This is a genomic window from Nocardiopsis halophila DSM 44494 (assembly GCF_000341245.1).
GTDB classification, from domain to species: Bacteria; Actinomycetota; Actinomycetes; order Streptosporangiales; family Streptosporangiaceae; genus Nocardiopsis_A; species Nocardiopsis_A halophila.
Window position 1 is genome coordinate 1 of the sequence record NZ_ANAD01000095.1, and the last position, 18,904, is coordinate 18,904.

General features: G+C 74.3%; 16 protein-coding genes. 3 read left to right on the top strand and 13 right to left on the bottom strand.

What is annotated here, in order from left to right:
- The first annotated feature begins 322 nt into the window (after window positions 1–322).
- From rpsO to D450_RS0112470, 3 genes are all read left to right on the top strand, one after another.
- Window positions 323–592: a 30S ribosomal protein S15 gene (rpsO, locus tag D450_RS0112460; protein ID WP_017539003.1), complete on the top strand. Its 270-nt coding sequence runs from the start codon at window positions 323–325 to the stop codon at window positions 590–592.
- Between the two features lie 381 nt (window positions 593–973).
- Window positions 974–3,283 carry a polyribonucleotide nucleotidyltransferase gene (locus D450_RS0112465; RefSeq protein WP_017539004.1) on the top strand — a complete coding sequence of 770 codons (2,310 nt, stop codon included), beginning with the start codon at window positions 974–976 and terminating at the stop codon, window positions 3,281–3,283.
- Window positions 3,284–3,761: 478 nt separating this feature from the next.
- Window positions 3,762–5,096, top strand: a complete 1,335-nt coding sequence (locus D450_RS0112470; RefSeq protein ID WP_017539005.1) for a M16 family metallopeptidase — start codon at window positions 3,762–3,764, stop codon at window positions 5,094–5,096.
- 99 nt (window positions 5,097–5,195) lie between these two features.
- On the opposite strand, the gene D450_RS0112475 is transcribed toward D450_RS0112470, so the two are convergent.
- The 13 genes from D450_RS0112475 to D450_RS0112530 all read right to left on the bottom strand — a co-directional run bounded on the left by D450_RS0112475 (window position 5,196) and on the right by D450_RS0112530 (window position 18,510).
- Window positions 5,196–5,663: an Hsp20/alpha crystallin family protein gene (locus tag D450_RS0112475; protein WP_017539006.1), complete on the bottom strand. Its 468-nt coding sequence runs from the start codon at window positions 5,661–5,663 to the stop codon at window positions 5,196–5,198.
- 13 nt (window positions 5,664–5,676) lie between these two features.
- Window positions 5,677–7,329, bottom strand: a complete 1,653-nt coding sequence (locus tag D450_RS0112480) for a BCCT family transporter (protein ID WP_017539007.1) — start codon at window positions 7,327–7,329, stop codon at window positions 5,677–5,679.
- A gap of 630 nt (window positions 7,330–7,959) precedes the next feature.
- Window positions 7,960–8,601 (bottom strand): hypothetical protein, encoded by a 642-nt coding sequence (locus tag D450_RS0112485; RefSeq protein WP_017539008.1) that lies wholly within the window; start codon window positions 8,599–8,601, stop codon window positions 7,960–7,962.
- A 222-nt stretch (window positions 8,602–8,823) separates the two neighbouring features.
- The gene (locus D450_RS0112490) at window positions 8,824–9,303 is read right to left on the bottom strand and encodes a hypothetical protein (RefSeq protein ID WP_017539009.1); all 480 of its coding nucleotides are present in this window, start codon (window positions 9,301–9,303) and stop codon (window positions 8,824–8,826) included.
- A gap of 59 nt (window positions 9,304–9,362) precedes the next feature.
- On the bottom strand, window positions 9,363–9,629 hold the full coding sequence (locus D450_RS0112495; RefSeq protein ID WP_017539010.1) for a hypothetical protein: 267 nt from the start codon (window positions 9,627–9,629) through the stop codon (window positions 9,363–9,365).
- A 71-nt stretch (window positions 9,630–9,700) separates the two neighbouring features.
- Window positions 9,701–10,408, bottom strand: coding sequence for an SDR family NAD(P)-dependent oxidoreductase (locus D450_RS0112500; protein ID WP_017539011.1), 708 nt, complete (start codon window positions 10,406–10,408; stop codon window positions 9,701–9,703).
- A gap of 189 nt (window positions 10,409–10,597) precedes the next feature.
- Window positions 10,598–12,316 carry an ABC transporter ATP-binding protein gene (locus tag D450_RS0112505; RefSeq protein ID WP_017539012.1) on the bottom strand — a complete coding sequence of 573 codons (1,719 nt, stop codon included), beginning with the start codon at window positions 12,314–12,316 and terminating at the stop codon, window positions 10,598–10,600.
- Window positions 12,313–14,019, bottom strand: a complete 1,707-nt coding sequence (locus tag D450_RS0112510; RefSeq protein WP_017539013.1) for an ATP-binding cassette domain-containing protein — start codon at window positions 14,017–14,019, stop codon at window positions 12,313–12,315. Before D450_RS0112510 ends, D450_RS0112505 begins: the two co-directional genes overlap by 4 nt.
- Window positions 14,016–15,164 (bottom strand): nitroreductase family protein, encoded by a 1,149-nt coding sequence (locus D450_RS31785; RefSeq protein WP_026128515.1) that lies wholly within the window; start codon window positions 15,162–15,164, stop codon window positions 14,016–14,018. Before D450_RS31785 ends, D450_RS0112510 begins: the two co-directional genes overlap by 4 nt.
- A 13-nt stretch (window positions 15,165–15,177) precedes the next feature.
- On the bottom strand, window positions 15,178–16,641 hold the full coding sequence (locus D450_RS0112520) for a YcaO-like family protein (protein ID WP_017539014.1): 1,464 nt from the start codon (window positions 16,639–16,641) through the stop codon (window positions 15,178–15,180).
- Window positions 16,638–17,033 (bottom strand): hypothetical protein, encoded by a 396-nt coding sequence (locus tag D450_RS34630; protein ID WP_241483134.1) that lies wholly within the window; start codon window positions 17,031–17,033, stop codon window positions 16,638–16,640. Before D450_RS34630 ends, D450_RS0112520 begins: the two co-directional genes overlap by 4 nt.
- Window positions 17,030–17,776, bottom strand: coding sequence for a CocE/NonD family hydrolase (locus D450_RS34635; protein ID WP_449289463.1), 747 nt, complete (start codon window positions 17,774–17,776; stop codon window positions 17,030–17,032). Before D450_RS34635 ends, D450_RS34630 begins: the two co-directional genes overlap by 4 nt.
- Window positions 17,677–18,510, bottom strand: a complete 834-nt coding sequence (locus tag D450_RS0112530) for a hypothetical protein (protein WP_017539015.1) — start codon at window positions 18,508–18,510, stop codon at window positions 17,677–17,679. The genes D450_RS34635 and D450_RS0112530 overlap by 100 nt, the downstream gene beginning before the upstream one ends.
- Window positions 18,511–18,904: the final 394 nt, after the last annotated feature.

An 18,904-nucleotide genomic window follows, 5' to 3' on the forward strand; every position in this document is an offset into this window, starting at 1 on the left:
ATCGGGTGAATCGGGCGGGCGGGGGCGCTCGTGCTCCCCGCGCGTGCGGGGATGACCGTCCATCTGTCCCCGCCCTCCCGCCTGCTCACGCGGCGGTCTTGGGCGGGGCGGATGTGCGTTAGACTCGTAGAGGCTGTTCAGCCCTGCCCTCCCCGCGTGACGCGGGGGAGGAGGACGCCCGACCGGGGGCCTGCGCCGATGCGCCGCCCGAACGCGGGCCATCTGGGACGGTGACTGCTCGTACGCGCGGTCACCGCGGCCCGCCGCCGACCGAACGGAGTCAGGCGGCACACGCGTACCGAACCATCGACAAGGAGCACCTTTGGCGATCGACGCCGAGACCAAGAAGAAGATCGTCGCCGAGTACGGCACGGTCGAGGGCGACACGGGCTCGCCGGACGTCCAGGTGGCGCTGCTCACCCACCGGATCACCGAGCTGACCGAGCACCTGAAGTCGCACAAGCACGACCACCACAGCCGCCGCGGCCTGCTGCTGATGGTCGGCCGTCGCCGCCGCCTTCTGAAGTACATCCAGAAGAAGGACATCAACCGCTACCGCGAGCTCATCCAGCGCCTGGGCTTGCGCCGCTGAGCGGTCAGAAGAGAGGGAGTGGCCACGGCCGCTCCCTCTCTTAGTAGTGTGGATCTACCACATCTCGCCGTGGCCAGGCAGTATGGTCCATGGTGAGCGCAGGTTCACACCTGCGCCGACAACCGAATAAGCAGTGAAGGACAGCGCTCCCGCGCCCGCACCTCGGCCGCCGCGTCGAGGCCGGTCCTCGGTAGTGGCTCGCGGCCCGCCCTGAGGGGCTTGCCGCGGGCTTCGATCGAAGGCCGGCCGTCATGGGCCGGGCCCGCCGGAAAGAAGAACCGGCGCGCTCGGTACCGAGCATGACCCTCGGCGACGCAAGAGGACCCTCCGGGGCTCGGACGCGGGTGAGCGCACCCGATTTTCCGAACGAGGAGGACGCCCATGGAGGGCGCGTATTCCGCCGAGGCCGTGATCGACAACGGCCGCTTCGGCACCCGGACCATCCGGTTCGAGACGGGCCGCCTGGCCCAGCAGGCCGCCGGCTCCGCCGTGGCCTACCTTGACGACGACACGATGGTGCTCTCCGCCACCACCGCGTCCAAGCGGCCCAAGGACAACCTCGACTTCTTCCCGCTGACGGTGGACGTCGAGGAGCGCATGTACGCCGCCGGGCGCATCCCCGGCTCGTTCTTCCGCCGCGAGGGCCGGCCGTCCGAGGACGCCATCCTCACCTGCCGGCTGATCGACCGCCCGCTGCGCCCGTCGTTCAAGCACGGCCTGCGCAACGAGATCCAGGTCGTCGAGACGATCATGTCTCTGCACCCGGACCACCTCTACGACGTGGTCGCGATCAACGCCGCCTCGATGTCCACCCAGCTGGCCGGCCTGCCCTTCTCCGGGCCCATCGGCGGCGTGCGGGTGGCCCTGATCGAGGGCCAGTGGGTGGCCTTCCCGGCCCACTCGGAGCTGGCGAACGCCACCTTCGACATGGTCGTGGCCGGCCGTGTGCTCGACGACGGCGACGTCGCGATCATGATGGTCGAGGCCGAGTCGACCCCCGGCACCCTGAAGCTGGTCGCCGACGGCGCCGTCGGGCCCACCGAGCAGACGGTGGCCGAGGGCCTGGAGGCCGCCAAGCCCTTCATCAAGGTGCTGTGCCGGGCCCAGCAGGCCCTGGCCGAGCAGGCCGCCAAGCCGACCGGCGAGTTCCCCATCTTCCTCGACTACGAGGACGACGTCTACGCCGCGGTCGAGGGCCAGGTGCGCGAGGCGCTGGCCGAGGCGCTGACCATCGCCGACAAGCAGGACCGCGAGGCCCGGCTGGACGAGGTCAAGGCCCAGGCCGCCGAGAAGCTCGTCGAGGACTTCGAGGGCCGGGAGAAGGAGATCTCCGCGGCGTTCCGGTCGCTGACCAAGCAGCTCATGCGCGAGCGCGTGCTGCGCGACCAGGTCCGCATCGACGGGCGCGGCCCCAAGGACATCCGTCCGCTCAGCGCCGAGGTCGGCGTGGTGCCGCGGGTGCACGGCTCGGCCCTGTTCGAGCGCGGCGAGACCCAGATCCTGGGTGTCACCACGCTGAACATGCTGCGCATGGAGCAGATGGTCGACACGCTCAACCCCGAGCGGACCAAGCGCTACATGCACAACTACAACTTCCCGCCCTACTCCACCGGTGAGACCGGCCGGGTGGGCTCGCCCAAGCGCCGCGAGATCGGCCACGGAGCCCTGGCCGAGCGGGCCCTGCTCCCGGTGCTGCCCTCGCGTGAGGAGTTCCCCTACGCGATCCGGCAGGTCTCCGAAGCGGTCAGCTCCAACGGGTCGACCTCGATGGGCTCGGTCTGCGCCTCGACCATGTCCCTGATGCAGGCCGGCGTGCCGCTCAAGGAGATGGTGTCCGGCATCGCGATGGGCCTGATCAGCGACGGCGACCGGTTCGTCACGCTGACCGACATCCTCGGCGCCGAGGACGCCTTCGGCGACATGGACTTCAAGGTCGCCGGCACCCGCGACCTCATCACCGCGCTGCAGCTGGACACCAAGCTCGACGGCATCCCCGCCGAGCAGCTGGCGGCCGCGCTGCAGCAGGCCCGCGGCGCCCGCCTGGCCATCCTGGACGTGATGCAGGAGGCCATCGAGCGCCCCGCGGAGATGAGCCCGCACGCGCCGCGCATCCTGACCGTGAAGATCCCGGTGGAGAAGATCGGCGAGGTCATCGGCCCCAAGGGCAAGATGATCAACTCCATCCAGGAGGACACCGGCGCCGACATCACCATCGAGGACGACGGCACGATCTACATCGGCGCCGTCGACGGCCCCTCGGCCGAGGCGGCCCGGGACACCGTCAACAGCATCGCCAACCCGACGATGCCCGAGGTCGGCGACCGCTACCTGGGCACGGTCGTCAAGACCACCGCCTTCGGTGCGTTCGTGTCGCTGCTGCCCGGCAAGGACGGGCTGCTGCACATCTCGCAGATCCGCAAGCTGCACGGCGGCAAGCGGATCGAGAACCTCGAGGACGTGATCGGGATCGGTGAGAAGATCCAGGTCGAGATCCGCGAGATCGACGACCGCGGCAAGCTCTCGCTGGTGCCCGTCGAGGTCGTGGAGGCCGAGTCGGCCCCGGCCCCGGCCGCGGACGCCGACGAGTCCGCGGAGGACGGCGGCGAGGAGGCCGGCGACGGTGAGGGCGAGGGCGGCGCGCCGCGCCGCCGGCGCCGCAGCCGTGGCGCCCGCAGCAGCGAGAACACCTGATCGACCCAGCCCGGTACCGGGGCGGCCGCACCCTTCGGGGGCGGCCGCCCCGGCCGTTCGGCCCCCTCCACCGGTACCGACGGGCACCGGCGAAGGGGGCGGTCCGGCTCCCCGCCGGACCGAAGCGGAGGGGACCGCCCCTCGCGGGCGGGTTCTCCGCTTCACCACCGACCGCCTACCCGGACCGAGGGGCAGGGGCGGGGCCGCCCATCGGCCCCGGAACCACCCCCTGGACCGGCCTCTGAACAGGCTCCGCGCCGGCTCCACGGAGCCCGGCCCTGCGGCAGGCCGACCCGGACCCGCGTTCCGGCCCGTTCCGGCCCGTTCCGGCCCGATCCGACGCGGGCGACGGGAGCAGCGCACCGGCTCCCGGCGCGCGGATCGGCCGATGCGGTGGGCGGAGCCCCGTACCCTGCCCCGCTCTGCCGGGGCCCGCTTCCTCCCGGTCTGAAGGCCGGGCCTCTTCGAAAGGAATCAGGTGAGCACTCCCTGCACCGCGGCCGAGCAGGACCCGGGCACCTCCCTCACCCTCCTGGAGCCCGCCGAGGGGTCCGGGCTGGTGCGCCGCACCGTCCTGCCCGGCGGACTGCGGGTGGTCACCGAGGCCGTGCCCGGCATGCGCTCGGCGGCCTTCGGGATCTCGGCGACCACCGGCTCCCGGGACGAGGACGACGACCACGCCGGTGCCGCGCACTTCCTGGAGCACCTGCTGTTCAAGGGCACCGGGCGGCGGAGCGCGCTGGAGATCTCGGCGCTGCTGGACGGCGTGGGCGCCGACCACAACGCCTACACCACCAAGGAGCACACCAGCTACTACGCCAAGGTGCTCGACCGCGACCTGCCGCTGGCGGTCGACGTGGTCGGCGACATGGTGGCGAACTCGGTCCTGGACCCGGGGGAGGTGGAGACCGAGCGCGGGGTGATCCTCGAAGAGATCGCGATGTACGAGGACGAGCCGGGCGACCTGGTCGACGACGTCTTCGCCGCGCACTTCTACGCCGGCAGCGGGCTGGGGCGGCCCATCCTGGGCACCAACGACACCATCGGGCGCCTTCCCCGCGAGCGCATCGCCGAGCAGTACGCGCGCGCCTACCGGCCGTCGGAGCTGGTGGTGGCCGCCGCCGGCGGGCTGGAGCACGAGGCCGTGGTGGAGCTGGTCCGCGAGGCCTTTTCCGAGGTGCTGGCCCAGGCGCCCGACGCGGCCCCGGCCGCGCCCCGCATCGGCGGCGCCCGGGTCCCGGTGCACCCCGGCACGGCGCTGCTGTCCCGCGAGACCGAGCAGGCGCACCTGATCCTGGGGTGCGAGGGGGTGAGCCGCACCGACCCGCGGTGGTACGCGGTGCGGGTGCTCGCCTCGGCGCTGGGCGGCGGCATGTCGTCGCGGCTCTTCCAGGAGGTGCGCGAGAGGCGCGGCCTGGCCTACGCGGTCCAGGCCTTCCACGGCGCCCACGCCGAGACCGGCGCGTTCCAGATCTACGCCGGGTGCCTGCCGGAGAAGATCGACGAGGTCCTCGGGGTGTGCCGCCAGGAGCTGGACGCGGCCGCCCGGGGCGGGCTCACCCCTGAGGAGATCGAGCGGGCCAAGGGCCAGATCAAGGGGTCGTGGGTGCTCGGCAGCGAGGGCTCCAGCGCCCGCATGGGGCGGCTGACCGCCCACGAGCTCGGCTATGCCAAGCACTACTCGCTGGACGAGGACCTGGCGCTGTTCGACGCGGTGACCACCGAGGAGGTGGCGCACGTGGCCGAGGAGCTGCTGTCCGGGGAGCACACGCTGGCCGTGATCGGCCCCTATGACCAGGGGCGCGAGTTCTAGGAGCGCGGCCGCCGCGCCCCGTGTGCACAGGCGCGGGCATGAGGAAGGGCCGGTCCCGGGGAGTCCCCGGGACCGGCCCTTCCTCTCGGGCAGCGGCCGCTAGGCGCGGCGCTTCTTGCTCTGCACGTTGATCTGGGCCGGGCCCTCGGCGTCGGCCCCGTTCTTCACGGTGATCTCCAGCAGGCCGTCATCGAACTTGGCCTCGATGTCGGTGTCCTCGATGCCCTCGGGAAGGGTGATCTCCCGACGGAACGCGCCGCGGAACCGCTCCTCGGCGTAGTAGATGACCCCTTCGTCGTCCTTGTTGCGCTCGCCGGCGATGGTGAGGTAGCCGTGCGAGAAGGTGACCTCGACGTTCTCGAGGGAGGCCCCCGGCAGCTCGCTGCGGATGACCAGGTTGTTCCCACGGGCGAAGATGTCCGTGGTGGGGCTCCAGGCATCGGAGAAGCCCCGCTGCGTCGCATTGCCCGTCTCCAGGTTGGCCATGGTGTCCGAGATGCGGTTCATCTCGCTCATCATGTCCATCACGCCGCGGAACGGGTTACGGGTCCTCTTCTTGGGCGGCATCGTCGACCTCCTCTCACTTCTCGCCGGTGTCGTTGGGTGCGGTGTCCTTGGGCGCGGTGTCGCCCGGCGCGGTGCGGCCCGCGGGCTCCTCGACCGGGATGCGGTCGCCGTCGACCTGGATGGTCGGCGGGCCCTTGCCGTCTGTGGGCACCACCAGGCCGCTGGGCAGCATGGACGCGGGGCTCTCCTGGCGCAGCGCCTTCAGCAGGCTGAACGCGATGACGATCAGGACGATCGCGAACGGCAGGCCGGTGGACACCGCAGCCGCCTGCAGGGCGTCGATCGCGGCCGTACCGCCCACCACCAGCAGCACGATGGTGACCAGGCCCTCCATGCTGGCCCAGAAGATGCGCTGGGCGCGGACGGGGTGCGGGTCGCCGCCGTTGGTGAGCATGTCGACCACCAGCGAACCGGAGTCCGAGGAGGTGATGAAGAAGATCGTCACCACCGCGATGGTCAGCAGGGCCAGCAGGGCCAGCAGGGCCGCGGGGAGCGGGAAGGCGTCGATCAGGTTGAAGGTCGCCGCCCCTTCGTTCGCGGAGTTGGAGATCATGTCGTCGCCCTCGAGGCGGAACATGTCGTAGAAGATGCCGGTGCCGCCGAAGACGCCGAACCAGATCACGCTGACGCCGACCGGGGCGAACAGGGTGCCCAGGACAAACTGGCGGATGGTCCGCCCGTAGGAGATGCGCGCCAGGAACATGCCGACAAACGGCGACCAGGAGATCCACCAACCCCAGTAGAAGATCGACCAGCCCTCGGAGAAGGTGCGGGCCGCCTCGTTGCCCTGGGGCGAGATGAAGTTCAGGCTCATCTGAACGAGGTTCTGCAGGTAGTCGCCCAGGCCGGTGACCATCATGCTCAGCTGGAACAGCTTCGGGCCGACCAGGAACATGACGACGAGCAGGGCGAAGGCCATCCACAGGTTGATCACCGACAGGCGGCGGATGCCTTTGTCGATGCCGGCCACGACGCTGACCACGGCCACGGACGTGATCAGGCAGATGATGACCACCTGCACCAGCAGGTTGTCGGGGATCCCGAACACGTGGCTCAGGCCCGCGCTGACCTGCTGGGTGCCCAGGCCGAGCGAGGTCGCCAGGCCGAACAGGGTGCCGAACACCGCGAGGATGTCGATCAGGTTGCCGATCCACCCGTAGATGCGGTCACCGATCAGCGGGTACAGCGCAGAGGCCGGCCGCATGGGCAGGCCCTTGCGGAAGCAGAAGTAGCCCAGCGCGAGCCCGAGGACGATGTAGACCGCCCAGGGGTGGAAGCCCCAGTGGAACAGTGTGTACTGCATCGCCTGGGCGGCCGGGTCGTTGCCGACGCTGTTCACGAACTCGTCCTGCAGGTGCAGGGTCGGCTCGTAGACGCCGTAGAAGACCAGGCCGATGCCCATGCCGGCGGTGAACAGCATGGCGAACCAGGCCAGGGTGCTGAACTCGGGGCGTGAGGAGTCCGGGCCGAGCCGGATGTTCCCGTAGCGGCTCAGCATCAGAAAGACCGAGACGCCGAGGAAGAAGGTGGTGGCCAGGATGTAGAGCCAGCCGAAGTACTGACCGATCCAGTCCCGGGTGGCGGTGGAGATCTCACCGAACCGGTCGGGGATCGCCACGCCGACGATGAGGAACGCCAGGACAACCGCGCCTGAGATGAAGAACACCGGCGGGTTCGTGTGCTCCCGGATGTATGCGTTTAAGCGAGAGATGGCGATTACCTCCTCGGGGCCGCCCGGGCCGCGATGACGGTCGGGGTGCGCGCCGATTGCCTCGATGTCCCGCTATCGTCGCAGGTGAAGCAGGGTGCTCGCGATGCCGCGCCCCCGTGTCCTCTCGCCCGGTGACTTGTTATCCAATTACGTTCCGCCAATAGCGGCAAGCTTTCGGATAAATCATAGACCGGAGTGGCGACAGTGCAGCATATGCGACGCGATCGGTTATCGTAAATTAATCCGAATGTAGGGTTCTCTGTAGTATGCGGCGTGTTCGGGGACGCTGGGTGTCGGCCCTGTCGCCCCCGGTCGCGCCGGGCCCTGGTCATATACCCCGGCCGTGCCCCGGTGAAAAGGGGGGCGGCGGTTCGTGTCGTCGAGCGGGACAAAAAGGGCATAAGAGGCATTTGGGGTAAGTGTTCAGCCTGGTCCCGGGCCGGGCCGCTTCCGGCCACGCGCCCCGGCCCGCACCGTCCGCAGACCCGGCACGGCCCCGGAACGCCGGCCGACGTTCCGGGGCCGCTCCCCGCCAGGTGTCCAGGGGCGGCGAGCCGCCCCGCTCGGACCTCGCTCGGATCCCGCTCAGACCTCGTGCGGGGCGACGAACGCCGTCGGGACGGCCTTGCCCGGCTCGGAGCACATCACGTCCGCGCCCCCGGTGGAGCCGTAGGTGCCCGGATCGCCCTCGAAGCGCAGGTACACCTGAACGCCCGCGACCGGTGTCGGGTCGCAGTCCTCCTCGGGGTAGTTCAGCGGGTTGGGCTGGCGGATGGTGAGGTCGGTGACGCCGCCGGGCTCCACGACGAAGGGCTCGGGCGGGTCCGGGTCGTACCGGGCCCAGTCGCCGACCCGGTCGCCCCCGTACTCGTCGACCCAGTGCATCGAGACCATGTTGTCCTGGAGGCACGGCTCCTGACCGGGGCCGTCGCCCATGATGCGGGCCATGGAGAAGTGGATGTACATGGTCCCGGCGGCGGCGTCGCGCCCCTCGTAGATGAGCTTGTAGTCGCTCGACTCGCAGTGGCGCATCCCCGCGCCGGGGCCTTCGCCGGGCACGGCGGCCCGGTCCGCGGTGTCGGCGGCGGCCGGCGCAGCGGCGGCCAGGGCCAGCGCCGAGGCCGCGGCCGTCGCGGCGGCGCCCCCGAGCAGGCCGCGACGCCGCCGGGTGGCGGTGGAATCGCCGCCGGTGCCGTCGGCGGGGTCGTTGGACGGGTCGGAATGCATCGTTCGGTCCCCCTTCGATCGCCCGGACCCGGGCTGCGGCCCGGATCCCGTACACCGTGTGGGACGCCTCTCCCGTCACACGGGTTCGCCCACCGGATTGGCCCTAAGTGGACGTCGATGCAGGTCAACCGGAAAGGCGGGTCAGGCGTGCTGATCCTTCGGTCGGGCCCTCCCACTCCGGCCCCGCCCGCCTGCCGCCGCGGCCGGGGCCGCCTCGGAGCCTCATTCGCGCCGGGCACCGTCGGGCCAGACGACGTCGACGGGGACGCCCCGGGCGCGTGCGGCCTCGACCGCGTCGCCGGTCCCGCCCTTGCCGCCCGAGGGGCGACCGTCCCAGACGGCGACGAGGCGGTCGGTCCCGGCGAGGACGGACTCGTTGGCGTCCCTGTAGGCGTCCGGCCCGGCCGACCTGTGCGGCATGTACCTGACCAGCGCCGACCGCATCAGAAGCCCGTCGAACCGGCCGAGGTCCCCAGGCTCGACCTTGGCCTCGCGGTAGTCGACCGAGGGGAGCACGACCTCCAGCGTCCCGCCGGCGTCCAGCACGGCCTCGGCGAAGTGCCGGTCGGCTCCCCGCGCCAGGCAGGAGACGCCGACGAGGTCGCCGCCGTAGGGGGCGAGCGCCTCGTCCAGGGCCGTGCGCACGAGCGGAACGGTGTCGGCCGAGAGGTTCGAATGACCGGTGATGCCGATCCGCATCATGCGGGCTCCTTCGAGATGGTGGGAACAGGGTCCAGGGGAGGCCCCTGGGCTCTCGCGGTTCAGGACTCGACCGGGACGTCCGGGAACATGCCGAACCGGTCGCCGTCGAAGGTCAAGGTATCGGTGCCCTCCGGCGGGGCGGGAATGGAGAAGTAGCCGTACATGGAGTGCCCCTCGTACAGGGAGGGAGGCCGGTTGGCCGGACCGACCGTGTCCAGCCACTCGTCGGGACCGTCCATCCGCACCCCGCCGTAGATCGTGCCCTCCGCCGGGTCGATCGCCTGGAAGTCGAACCGCTCCGAACGGCCGAAGGGGTTCCAGTTCATGCTGAGATCGTCGCTCCGAGGGCCGGGCGAACCCTTAGCCCGATGTCCGGCCGGCTTCTCGACCTGCCTGCTCACCAAGGCAGGGCGCCGTCGATGTCGAAGTAGCCGCCGGTGGGGCCGTCCGGTCCCGCCTGGGCCAGGCGGACGACGACCTCGGCGCCCTCCTCCACGGACGCCGTCCCGGTGTTCGCGTTCAGGTCGGTCCGGACGTAGCCGGGGTCCACGGCGTTGATCCGCATCTGCGGGAGCGCCTTCGCGTACTGCACCGTGAGCATGTTGACGGCGTTCTTGGACAGCGGATAGGCGATGCCGGGGTAGGCGTGGAACGGGGTCCCGGGCGTGGTCATGCGGGCCATCGACGCCAGGCCGCTGCTGAGGTTGACCACCACCGGCGCCGGCGACCGCCGGAGGAGCGGCAGGAAGGCGTGCATGACCCGCACCACGCCCAGCACGTTGGTCTCCAGGACGGCCCCGACCGTGTCCGCGGTCTCCTCCTCGGCGCCGCGCACACCGCCGCCGCTCAGCCGCCCCTCCACGCCCGCGTTGTTCACCAGCACGTCGAGCCCGCCGTCGGCCTCGACGGCCCGTGCCGCGGCGTCGACCGAGGCGTCATCGGTGACGTCGAGCGGCACGAACCGCGCCCCCAGCCCCTCGGCGGCCCGCCGCCCGCGCCCGGGATCGCGGCTCCCGATGTACACCCGGTGCCCCACCGCGACGAGCCTGCGCGCGGTCTCGTATCCGAGCCCCTTGTTCGCTCCGGTGATCAGTGTGGTCGTCATGCCCCAAGTCTCCGCCGCCCCCGACCCCCACCGGAACCGGGCCCGGGCCCGGACGTCCGGAAGAGGCGTCCCGGAGCGGACGATCCGTGCCGGGGCGCGCCGGGGCCGCTCGTCCGCGGGTTCAGGGCCTTCTCAACCTCGTGGCCGTGGAGCGGAGGCGCAGCCCCCGACCTTTCGGCGGGGACACGGTCACGACCCGTCCCGCGCAGGGTGGCGGGCACGGTCCTTTTCCGGCTCGCTGTCCGGGGCGGGGGCCTGGACGTGCACCACGCGTTCGAAGTGGGCGAGGGTCTCGTGGCGGTGGGACGCGGCGAGGACCGTTCCGTCGAATCCGGCGATGACCTCGGAGACCACGCGCTCGGTCTCAGGGTCGAGGCTCGCGGTGACCTCGTCGACGAGCAGGACGCGCGGCCGCCTGACGAGCGCGCGTGCCAGGCACAGCCGCGCCTGCTGCCCGCCGGAGAGGCGCACCCCGCCCTCTCCCAGCTCCTCGTCGAGGCCGATCCACCCCCCGGCGCCCACGCGTTCGAGCACTTCTCGCAGCTCCGCGTCGGGCCGGGGCCCGGTTCCGCGCAGGAGGTTGTCGCGGAGCGTGCCGTGGAAGAGCCGGGCTTCCTGCTCGACCAGGGCCACGGCGTCGCGGAACGCCTCGTCGTCGATCCCGGTCACGGGTACGGCCGTGCCGTCGGCGGCCACCAGCTCCACGGCCCCCGCCGACGGGTCCCACAGGCGCGCCGCGAGCGCGACGACCGTGCTCTTGCCCGCCCCCGAGGGCCCGGCGAGACCCACGTGCTCGCCGGGTGCGACGTCGGCCGACCACCCCTGCAGGGTCGGCCGCCGGTCGTCGTAGGAGAAGGAGACCCCGCGGAACCTCACCCCCAGGGGCCCGTCCGGGACGCGCCGCGGCCGCTCGGGCGCGGACACGACCGGCGGGCGGGCGACCCCGTCGGCGACGCGCCGCGCGCTCGCGGTGAGCGGGTGGAGCTCGGTCAGCGTCGTGGCGGCCTCGGTGACGGCCGAGACCCCCGCGAGGGCGAGGGCGATGAGCGCGGGCAGGACGGCCGGGGACAGCCGCGCGTCGGCGGTGTCGGAGAGCACGCCCGCGGCGGCGGCGCTGACCGCGATCACCCCGATCACGACGGCGGTGACGATCACCTCGCGCACCCCCGCGCTCAACCGGGAGAGCAGCTCCCGCCGGCAGGAGACCGCGGCCGCGCGCCCGGTGGCCTCCGCGGCCTCGGCGACGATCCGCGGGGCGAGGCCGTAGCCGAGCACCTCGCGCAGCGCGCCGAGCGCGTCGACGGTCCGCGCCGAGAGCGTCTCGCGGTCCCGCTGCTCCCGCTCGCCGATCCGCCGCGCCGCCCCGGCCCAGCACAGCGCCGTGCCCGCGACGAGCGCGCTCCCGCCGAACATGACCAGCGCCGCCTCGGGCAGCAGGACCGCGGCGGCGGTGAAGGAGGCGAGGAACACCGTCAGCGAGGCGCCGAGCTGGGCCACGGTGTGGGCGTAGAAGAACTCCAGCTTCTCGATGTCGCCCATCGCCACGGCCGCCGCGCGCCCGGAGTGCTCGCGGCGGCGCGCGGGCACGCTGCGCGCGTAGGCGTCGAAGAGCGCCATCCGCAGCCGGGCCAGCACGCGGTAGGCCAGGGCGTGCGACACGTCCATCTCCTGCCAGGTGAGCACGGTCCGCAGCAGCACGAGGCCGATGACGGCCGTCCACCACACCGGCCCGGGGGGCGTCCGGTCGACGATGGCGTGGCCGACCGCCCACGCGGTCAGCACCGACAGGGCCGCGAGGCCGAGCGCGCTCGCGGTCGCGACGAGGTAGCTCCCGGCCATCGCGCGCCGCTCGGGGCGCAGCGCGGGCAGCAGGCGGCCGAAGCCGCGGATCGCGGCGCGGGTGCTCACTGAACACTCCTGTCCAGGCGGCCCGCGTCCAGCCGCAGCACGGTCGGCACGCCGGCGAGGGCCTCGGGGCGGTGGCTGATCATGATGACGATGCGCTCGCGCGCCACCCGGTGGAGCGTGGCCAGGACGTCCGCGGCGCGGCCGGTGTCGAGCGCGCTGGTCGGCTCGTCGACCAGCAGCACCGGGCGGTGCGCGAGCAGCGCCCGGGCCAGGGCCAGGCGCTGGCGCTGCCCGCCGGACAGGCTGGAGCCGGCCTCGGCGACCTCGGTGTCGAAGCCGTGCGGGAGCGCGCGGATCTCCTCCAGCACCCCGGCGGCGCGGCACGCCGCGACCAGCTCCGCCTCCCCGGCCGCGGTGCCGGTGGCGTCGAGGTTCTCCCGGACCGTGCCGGCGAAGAGCACGGGGCGCTGGGAGACCACCGCGATGTCGCGGGTGCGCAGCGGCCGGCCGTCCAGGGTGATCCGGCCGCGTGCCGGGGTGAGGAAGCCCAGCAGCAGGTCGAAGAGGGTGGACTTGCCCGAGCCCGACGGCCCGGCGATCGCGCTGAGCGCGCCGCGGCGGGCGGTCAGGTCCAGGCCGCTGATGACGTCACAGGCCGCGCCGGGGTACCGGAAGCCCAGGTCCGACACGCGCAGCACCTCGGCGGAGGAGGCGGACGCGGCCCCGCCGGGCGGGTCGCCGTCCCGTCGCCCGGTCCCGTCCTCGTCCGCAGCCTCAGGGACGGAAGCGGGGACGGGCGCCCCTTCGCCGCGCTCCCGGTCGAACGCGCCGATCTCCTCCAGCCCGGGGACCGCGGTGAGCCCGAGGAACCCCGCGTGCCAATGCCGGGACAGTTCCCGGACCGGCCGGAACGCCTCCGAGGCGAGCAGCAGCACGAGGTAGACCCCGCCCGCGGGGGCCTGCCCCGAGACCGCCCCCCACACGGCGACGCCCGCGGCCGCCACGATCCCGCCCTGGACGGCCAGGTCCGTCACCGCGGTCTCGGCCAGGCCCGCGCGCATGACCCGCTCCGTCGCCCGGCGCAGCGCCTCCGAACGGGCGTGCAGGCGCGCGCGGGTCCCCGACACGTCGCCGAGAGCCCGCAGCGTCGCCATGCCCCGCAGGGATTCGAGCACGTCGGCGCTGAGCGCCTCATAGCCGTCCCAGTGGTCGAGCCCGCGCCGGGCGATCAGCCGCTTCCACGCCATCGGCCCGAACACCGCCAGCAGGACCGCGGCGGCCACGCCCGCCGCCGCCGGAGGCGAGAGCAGGGCGAGCAGGACCACCACGGCGGGGCAGGCCACCGCCACCTGCGCGACGGCGGGGATGTACTTGGAGACGTAGGCGTCGGTGCCGTCGACGCCGTCGCTCAGGCTCGCCCGCATCGTCCCGTCCCGGACGGCGGTGTCGTGCAGCCGCTCCGGCACCAGCGCGGCCTCCATCGCCCGGCGGCGCAGGGCCTGCCTGACCCGGCCGCCCAGCCCGGCGGCGGCCGCCGACTGCGCCAGCGACGCCAGCAGCCGCAGCACCGCGATCCCCACGATCAGCAGCAGCGCCAGCAGGACGTCCTGCGGCGCGCCGCGCAGCACCGCCGACATCGACCAGGCGATGGCGGCGGCCTGGGCCAGGTGGGTGAGGAACACCAGCAGGAGCAGCGCGGTGCTCGACAGCAGCGCGGCGGGGAACCGTGCGGCCTCGCGCCACAGGTGTCCGACGATCATCATGGGCGGTCCTCCCGCCCGGGGCGTCCATCGCCGGGGAGCACCGCCAGCGCGTGGACGATCCAGGCGCCGTCCTCGGCCGTGAAGCCCGAGACGGGCCTGCTCCGCCATTCGCCGCCGGCGGCGCCCGAGTAGCACACGACGGCCGCGGCGCGGTGGGCCTGCCACAGCGCCTCGGCCAGCTCGGCCGTGGCGGCGCCGGTAGGGACGGACCAGGCGTGCAGGCGCCGGGCGCCGCGCACCCATGCCTGGCCGGAGGCCCGGGCGAGGCGTTCGGCCGCGGCGTCCCCGCTCGGCGCCGACTCCGCGGACGCGGCGAACTCGGCGACGGCGGGCGAGCGCCGCACGGCCAGCGCGTCGCGGCGTGCGGGGGCGATCGGCCGCGACCGCGGGAGGTCGACCGCCGCGAGCGGGATCTCGGGGGCGAGCCCGCGGTCGAGCCACCGCCGCGGTTCGGCGGCGTGCGGGACGCCGAGCAGCGCCCGCAGGGCGGCGCCCGGGCCGAACCGCACCGTGAGCGGCTCCGGGGCGTACAGGAACTCCACGGCGGCGAGCGCGTACGCGGTGTCCGCGATCCACAGGGGCCACGCGCGGTGCCGGTAGCGGCCGAAGCTCCGCCCCGGCTGCACCGTCAGGACCAGGCGGGTCCCGGCGGCGGGGCGGTCGGCGGCGCCGGGCCACCCGGCCGCGCGGTCCGCCGCCCCGTCCCGCCGCAGGAGCACGTCCTGCTCCATGTCGTAGGCGTACCGCCCGGGGGCGAGCCCTCCGGCGTCCGCGCCGGCGACGAGGTGGGTCCGCACCGGGTAGGCGCCCCCGGCCGACGGCACGGGCCGCCGGGCGACGGAGGTCGGGGTCCCGTCGGGGAGGCGGTGGCGGCCGTGGGCGCGCCAGAGCCCGTGCAGGAGGTCGCGTTCGCGGGCGGGGACGGCGACCGGTTCGGCCCCGGCGGCCCGCCACGGGTTGGCGCGCGGTCCGGGCGGCAGCGGTCCGCCCGGCGGGTCGCCGGTGAGCGCCCGCGCCAGGGCGGCGGGAAGGCCCGTCGGCCGCCCGGTCCCCGGCCGCTCGGTGCCCGGGCGCCCGGTGACCGGCCGACGGCCGGGGGAGGGGTGGTCGCCCGCGGATCCGGCGGGCAGGTCGGTGCTGGTCATGGTGGGCTCTGGTTCACATGTGGGGCGGAGGGACGAGGGTGAGGTCGGACGGGTCGCCCGTCCAGGAGGTGCGCCAGCCGCGTTCGAGCGCGGCCTCCTCGAAGCGGGCCATGCCGAGGTAGGCGAAGGCGGCGGGGGCGTTCGGTACGAGGCCGGTGATGAGGGTGCGCACCACCCGCAGGGGCGTGCGCCGGATGTCGGCCGTGGTCAGGTCGCGGGTGAAGACCCGGTGCCCGCGCCGGCCGAGCCTCCGGTAGACCTCGTCCATGGTCACCGAGGGGATCCGGTCGACCGGGACGGTGCCGAGCGCGGGCTCGGTGAACCGCCGGGCCTGCCCGTGCAGCCGCGGGTCGAGCCAGAGCTGGACGTGCGCGCCCAGGTCCACGATGTTCGCGCAGTGCTCGCCGGCGGAGTCGAGGTAGGCGGCGTCGTCCCGGAAGTCGAGGTAGAGGCCGCGGGCCATCAGGCCCTCCTCGACGGCGCGGAAGACCCAGCCCTCGGCGGTGGTGCACCCCTGGGTGTAGACCCAGGTGTGGACCGCTTCGAGCACCGCCTTGCGCGCCGCGCGGACCGGGTCGGGCGCGGCGGAGAACCCGGCCGCGTACAGCCCGCGCCCGGCGTCGTGCACCAGCGCCGCGACGGCCGGGGCGAACTCCGAGGGCATGGCGACCAGGGACACGTCCAGGGCGCCGCCCCGCAGGTCCTCCTCCAGGCCCGGGACGCTGGCCGGGTCGATTCCGTGGGCGGGGCCGTCCAGGTGCCACCACAGTTCGAGGGCGTCGCGCTCCACGACCTCCAGGACCCCGCGGTCGCGGGCGTCGTCGACCCCCTGGCCGGTGGCGATGCCCGCGTAGTTCAGGTGGTGCGTGCGCGGGAGGTGCCGGAAGCGCGACTGCCGCCAGTTGAGGTGGACGAGCGCCGAGGGGAGCCAGGCGGGGGCGCCGTCGAGGCCGGTGCACCGGGCCCACAGCGCCGGCGTGCCGTCGGTCAGGGGCGCGTAGGGGAAGCCCTCCCGGGCGTACTGCCACGGGGCGAAGCGCGGGAGCTCCTCGCCGCCGAGGACGGGCTCGCCGTCCGCGCGCAGCTCGTCGGCGGTCGCCACGCGCAGGTCCCCGTGCGGCGGGTCCGCCGGGAGCCAGTTCCCGCAGTACCGCTCGACGCCTTCGGCGATGGCGGCGATCCGGGCCTGTTCGGCGTCGCCGAAGGAGGTTCCCAGGGAGACCCGGTCGGCGGGCCACTCGCCGAGCCGGCGGGCGTCCGCCACCGCCGCGGTGAGCGCGAGGTAGGACGGCGGCGCCCCTTCGGGGTGCGGGACGGGCCGGACCGAGCGGACGACCCCGCACTCGGGGTCGACGAGCGCCTCGACCGGGAGGTCGCCGTCGGGGGCGCCCCCGTCCCGCCTCTGCCGCGGGGCGTCCTCCTGCGGGGCGGCGTCCGCGGCGAGGGACGGGCGCCGGGTGCTGGTGGGGGCCGTCATGGGGTGCTCCGTTCGTGGTGCCAGGTGGCCGATGCGGGGTCGAAGACCGAGCGGGAACGCGATCCGGGGTCCGGCAGGAGGATCCGTGTCCAGGGCGCGGGGGAGCCCCGGGGGCCGTGGACCGCGAGCCAGGCGTCGATGACCCCGCCGATCCCGCCGGTGCTCCGGACGCGGGCGCGCAGGCCCTCGTCCCGGATCCCCCCGACGAGGCCGTGCCCCCAGGGGCCGCCGACCAGGTGGCTCGGGCCGGTCCAGCCCCGGGCGAGGCGTTCGGTGTCGGCGCGGAAGTGGTCGTCGTCCCCGCCGACCGCCAGCAGCGGGGCCGCGACCCGGCCGTACCGGGCACGCGGGTCGATCCGCCGGGCCGACCACAGCCTCCGCCAGCCGCTCATCGTCGCGGCGGGCCACGCCCAGTCGGCGGCCGCGGCGACCGGGCCGCGCTCGCGCGCCTGCGCCGCGCGCCGGTCGAGCTCGGCGGCGGGCAGGGCGGGCCGTGACCGCGGGCCCCGCCCGTGCATGTGCCACCAGCCGATCCGGTGCCACAGCTGCGGGGGGCCNNGCGGCCGCCGGCGTCCCAGGCGGTCTCGGCGAGGCCGAGCGCCGGCACCAGGGCGATGATCCCGGCGACCGCGTCCGCCGCCGGCCGCCGCGGCGCCCCGCCCGTCCCGCCCGTCCCGTCGCCGACCGCCTCCCGGGCGGCCTCCAGGGCGCAGTGCGCGGCGTAGGACGCCCCGAACAGCAGCAGCGGGAGCCCGGGGAACTCCGCACAGAGGCGGTCGAGCGCGTCGCGGCCGTCGGCGCCCTCGTGCTCGTAGGGGGACCAGGCGCCCGCGGACCCGTAGCGCCCGCGGACGTCCTGCACCAGGCAGTGGTAGCCGCGCCCGGTCCACGAACGGGCGGTCGGGGCATGGGCGCGCGCGTCGTAGGGGGTCCTGATGAGCACGAGCCCGGCCGGATCCGGGCAGCGCCACAGCAGCCCGCGCAGCACCGTGCCGTCCCGGGCGGGGCATTCGTGGTCGAGCGGTCCGTCGGCGGTCACGGCCGTGCGCCCGTCCCGGTGTCCGGATCGAAGGGCTCCGGGTAGCCGAGGACGGTGTGCTCGGTGGCGGTTCCGGAGGCGGAGACGTACTTCCACAGGGTGGTCCGCAGCCGCGCCAGCTCGTCGGTCTCCTGCGCCCAGGCCAGCGCGGCCGTGAGCATCCGGCCGACGACCAGGGTGCGGGCGGCGGCGGGCAGCGGTGCGGGGGCGGCGGTCGCCGAGCGCTGCCAGGCGGCGAGTTCGCGCGGGACCGGGCTGGCCGCCAGGCGCCGCCGGTGCACCTGCCGGGCGGTGGGGTCGTCGGCCGTGAGGGCGATCGGGTCGACGAAGCAGGTGGCGCCCTCCCGGTAGCCGCGGAGCCAGGCGGCCCCGTGCTCGGGGAGGCGGTCGAGCGCGGCCCATCCCTCCCGCTCGGCGGGGGTCTCGGCGAACGCGACCACGAGCCGCGGTGCGCCCGTTCCCGGGTGGGGGGCGTCCTGCGCGCCGACCGGGTGGCGCGTGACGTCGGCGCCGAGCCCGGCGAGGGCCTCGGCGAGCGCCTCGCTGACCGGGCCGCCGCCGACGAGGGCGACGTCGCGCCGGTGGGCGGGCCACCGGCGTTCGGCGTCGTCGCGCTCGCGGGCGGACATCGTCCGGGTGAGCCGGTCGACATAGGCGGACGACGCCTCGTCCCCGGCGCCCCCGGTGAGGGCGTCGAAGAGTCCGGGCGGCGGTGACTGCAGGCGGAGGAAGCGCCCTGACGCGGTGCGGACGGCCCCCGTGCCGTCGCCGTCGATGAGGACGTCCGTGCCGGTCCCGGGAAGGCGGGCGACGCGAGGGGGCCCGGTCATGGTGGCTCTCCCTTTCTCCGTGGGTGCGCTGTGGCCGTTGGTCGGGGGTTCGTAGGGGCGGGTGGGGCCGGGACCGGTCCCGGCGATCGCGCGCGGTGGAATCACGGTGAGTCCTGGGCACGGCCGGTCCGGGACCGGCCTGTCAGAGCAGGAACGGGCCGCGCCGCCCCGGGGTGTGCCCCTCCGGTTCCGACCTGCTGGGGCGCCACGGTGCGCCGCCGGCCCGACCGGGGCGGAGAACGGTCGGGAACGGCCTTCGGACCGGGCCCTGCGCGCGGCCGCGGTGACCCGCATGGGGCATGCCCCGGCCACCTGGGCCTGCGTCGAGCGGCGCCGGGCACGGGGGCGCACCGACGAAGAGGTCCGGCGCTGCGCCGCCGCGCTCGAGGCGTGC

Bases quoted from the DNA above. Each gene is read 5' to 3' on its own strand.
- D450_RS0112465 (WP_017539004.1), top strand. From the start codon at position 974: ATGGAGGGCGCGTATTCCGCCGAGGCCGTGATCGACAACGGCCGCTTC.
- D450_RS0112475 (WP_017539006.1), bottom strand. From the start codon at position 5,663: ATGCCGCCCAAGAAGAGGACCCGTAACCCGTTCCGCGGCGTGATGGAC.
- D450_RS0112485 (WP_017539008.1), bottom strand. From the start codon at position 8,601: ATGCATTCCGACCCGTCCAACGACCCCGCCGACGGCACCGGCGGCGAT.
- D450_RS0112490 (WP_017539009.1), bottom strand. From the start codon at position 9,303: ATGATGCGGATCGGCATCACCGGTCATTCGAACCTCTCGGCCGACACC.
- D450_RS0112495 (WP_017539010.1), bottom strand. From the start codon at position 9,629: ATGAACTGGAACCCCTTCGGCCGTTCGGAGCGGTTCGACTTCCAGGCG.
- D450_RS0112500 (WP_017539011.1), bottom strand. From the start codon at position 10,408: ATGACGACCACACTGATCACCGGAGCGAACAAGGGGCTCGGATACGAG.
- D450_RS0112510 (WP_017539013.1), bottom strand. From the start codon at position 14,019: ATGATGATCGTCGGACACCTGTGGCGCGAGGCCGCACGGTTCCCCGCC.
- D450_RS31785 (WP_026128515.1), bottom strand. From the start codon at position 15,164: ATGACCAGCACCGACCTGCCCGCCGGATCCGCGGGCGACCACCCCTCC.
- D450_RS0112520 (WP_017539014.1), bottom strand. From the start codon at position 16,641: ATGACGGCCCCCACCAGCACCCGGCGCCCGTCCCTCGCCGCGGACGCC.
- D450_RS34630 (WP_241483134.1), bottom strand. From the start codon at position 17,033: ATGAGCGGCTGGCGGAGGCTGTGGTCGGCCCGGCGGATCGACCCGCGT.
- D450_RS0112530 (WP_017539015.1), bottom strand. From the start codon at position 18,510: ATGACCGGGCCCCCTCGCGTCGCCCGCCTTCCCGGGACCGGCACGGAC.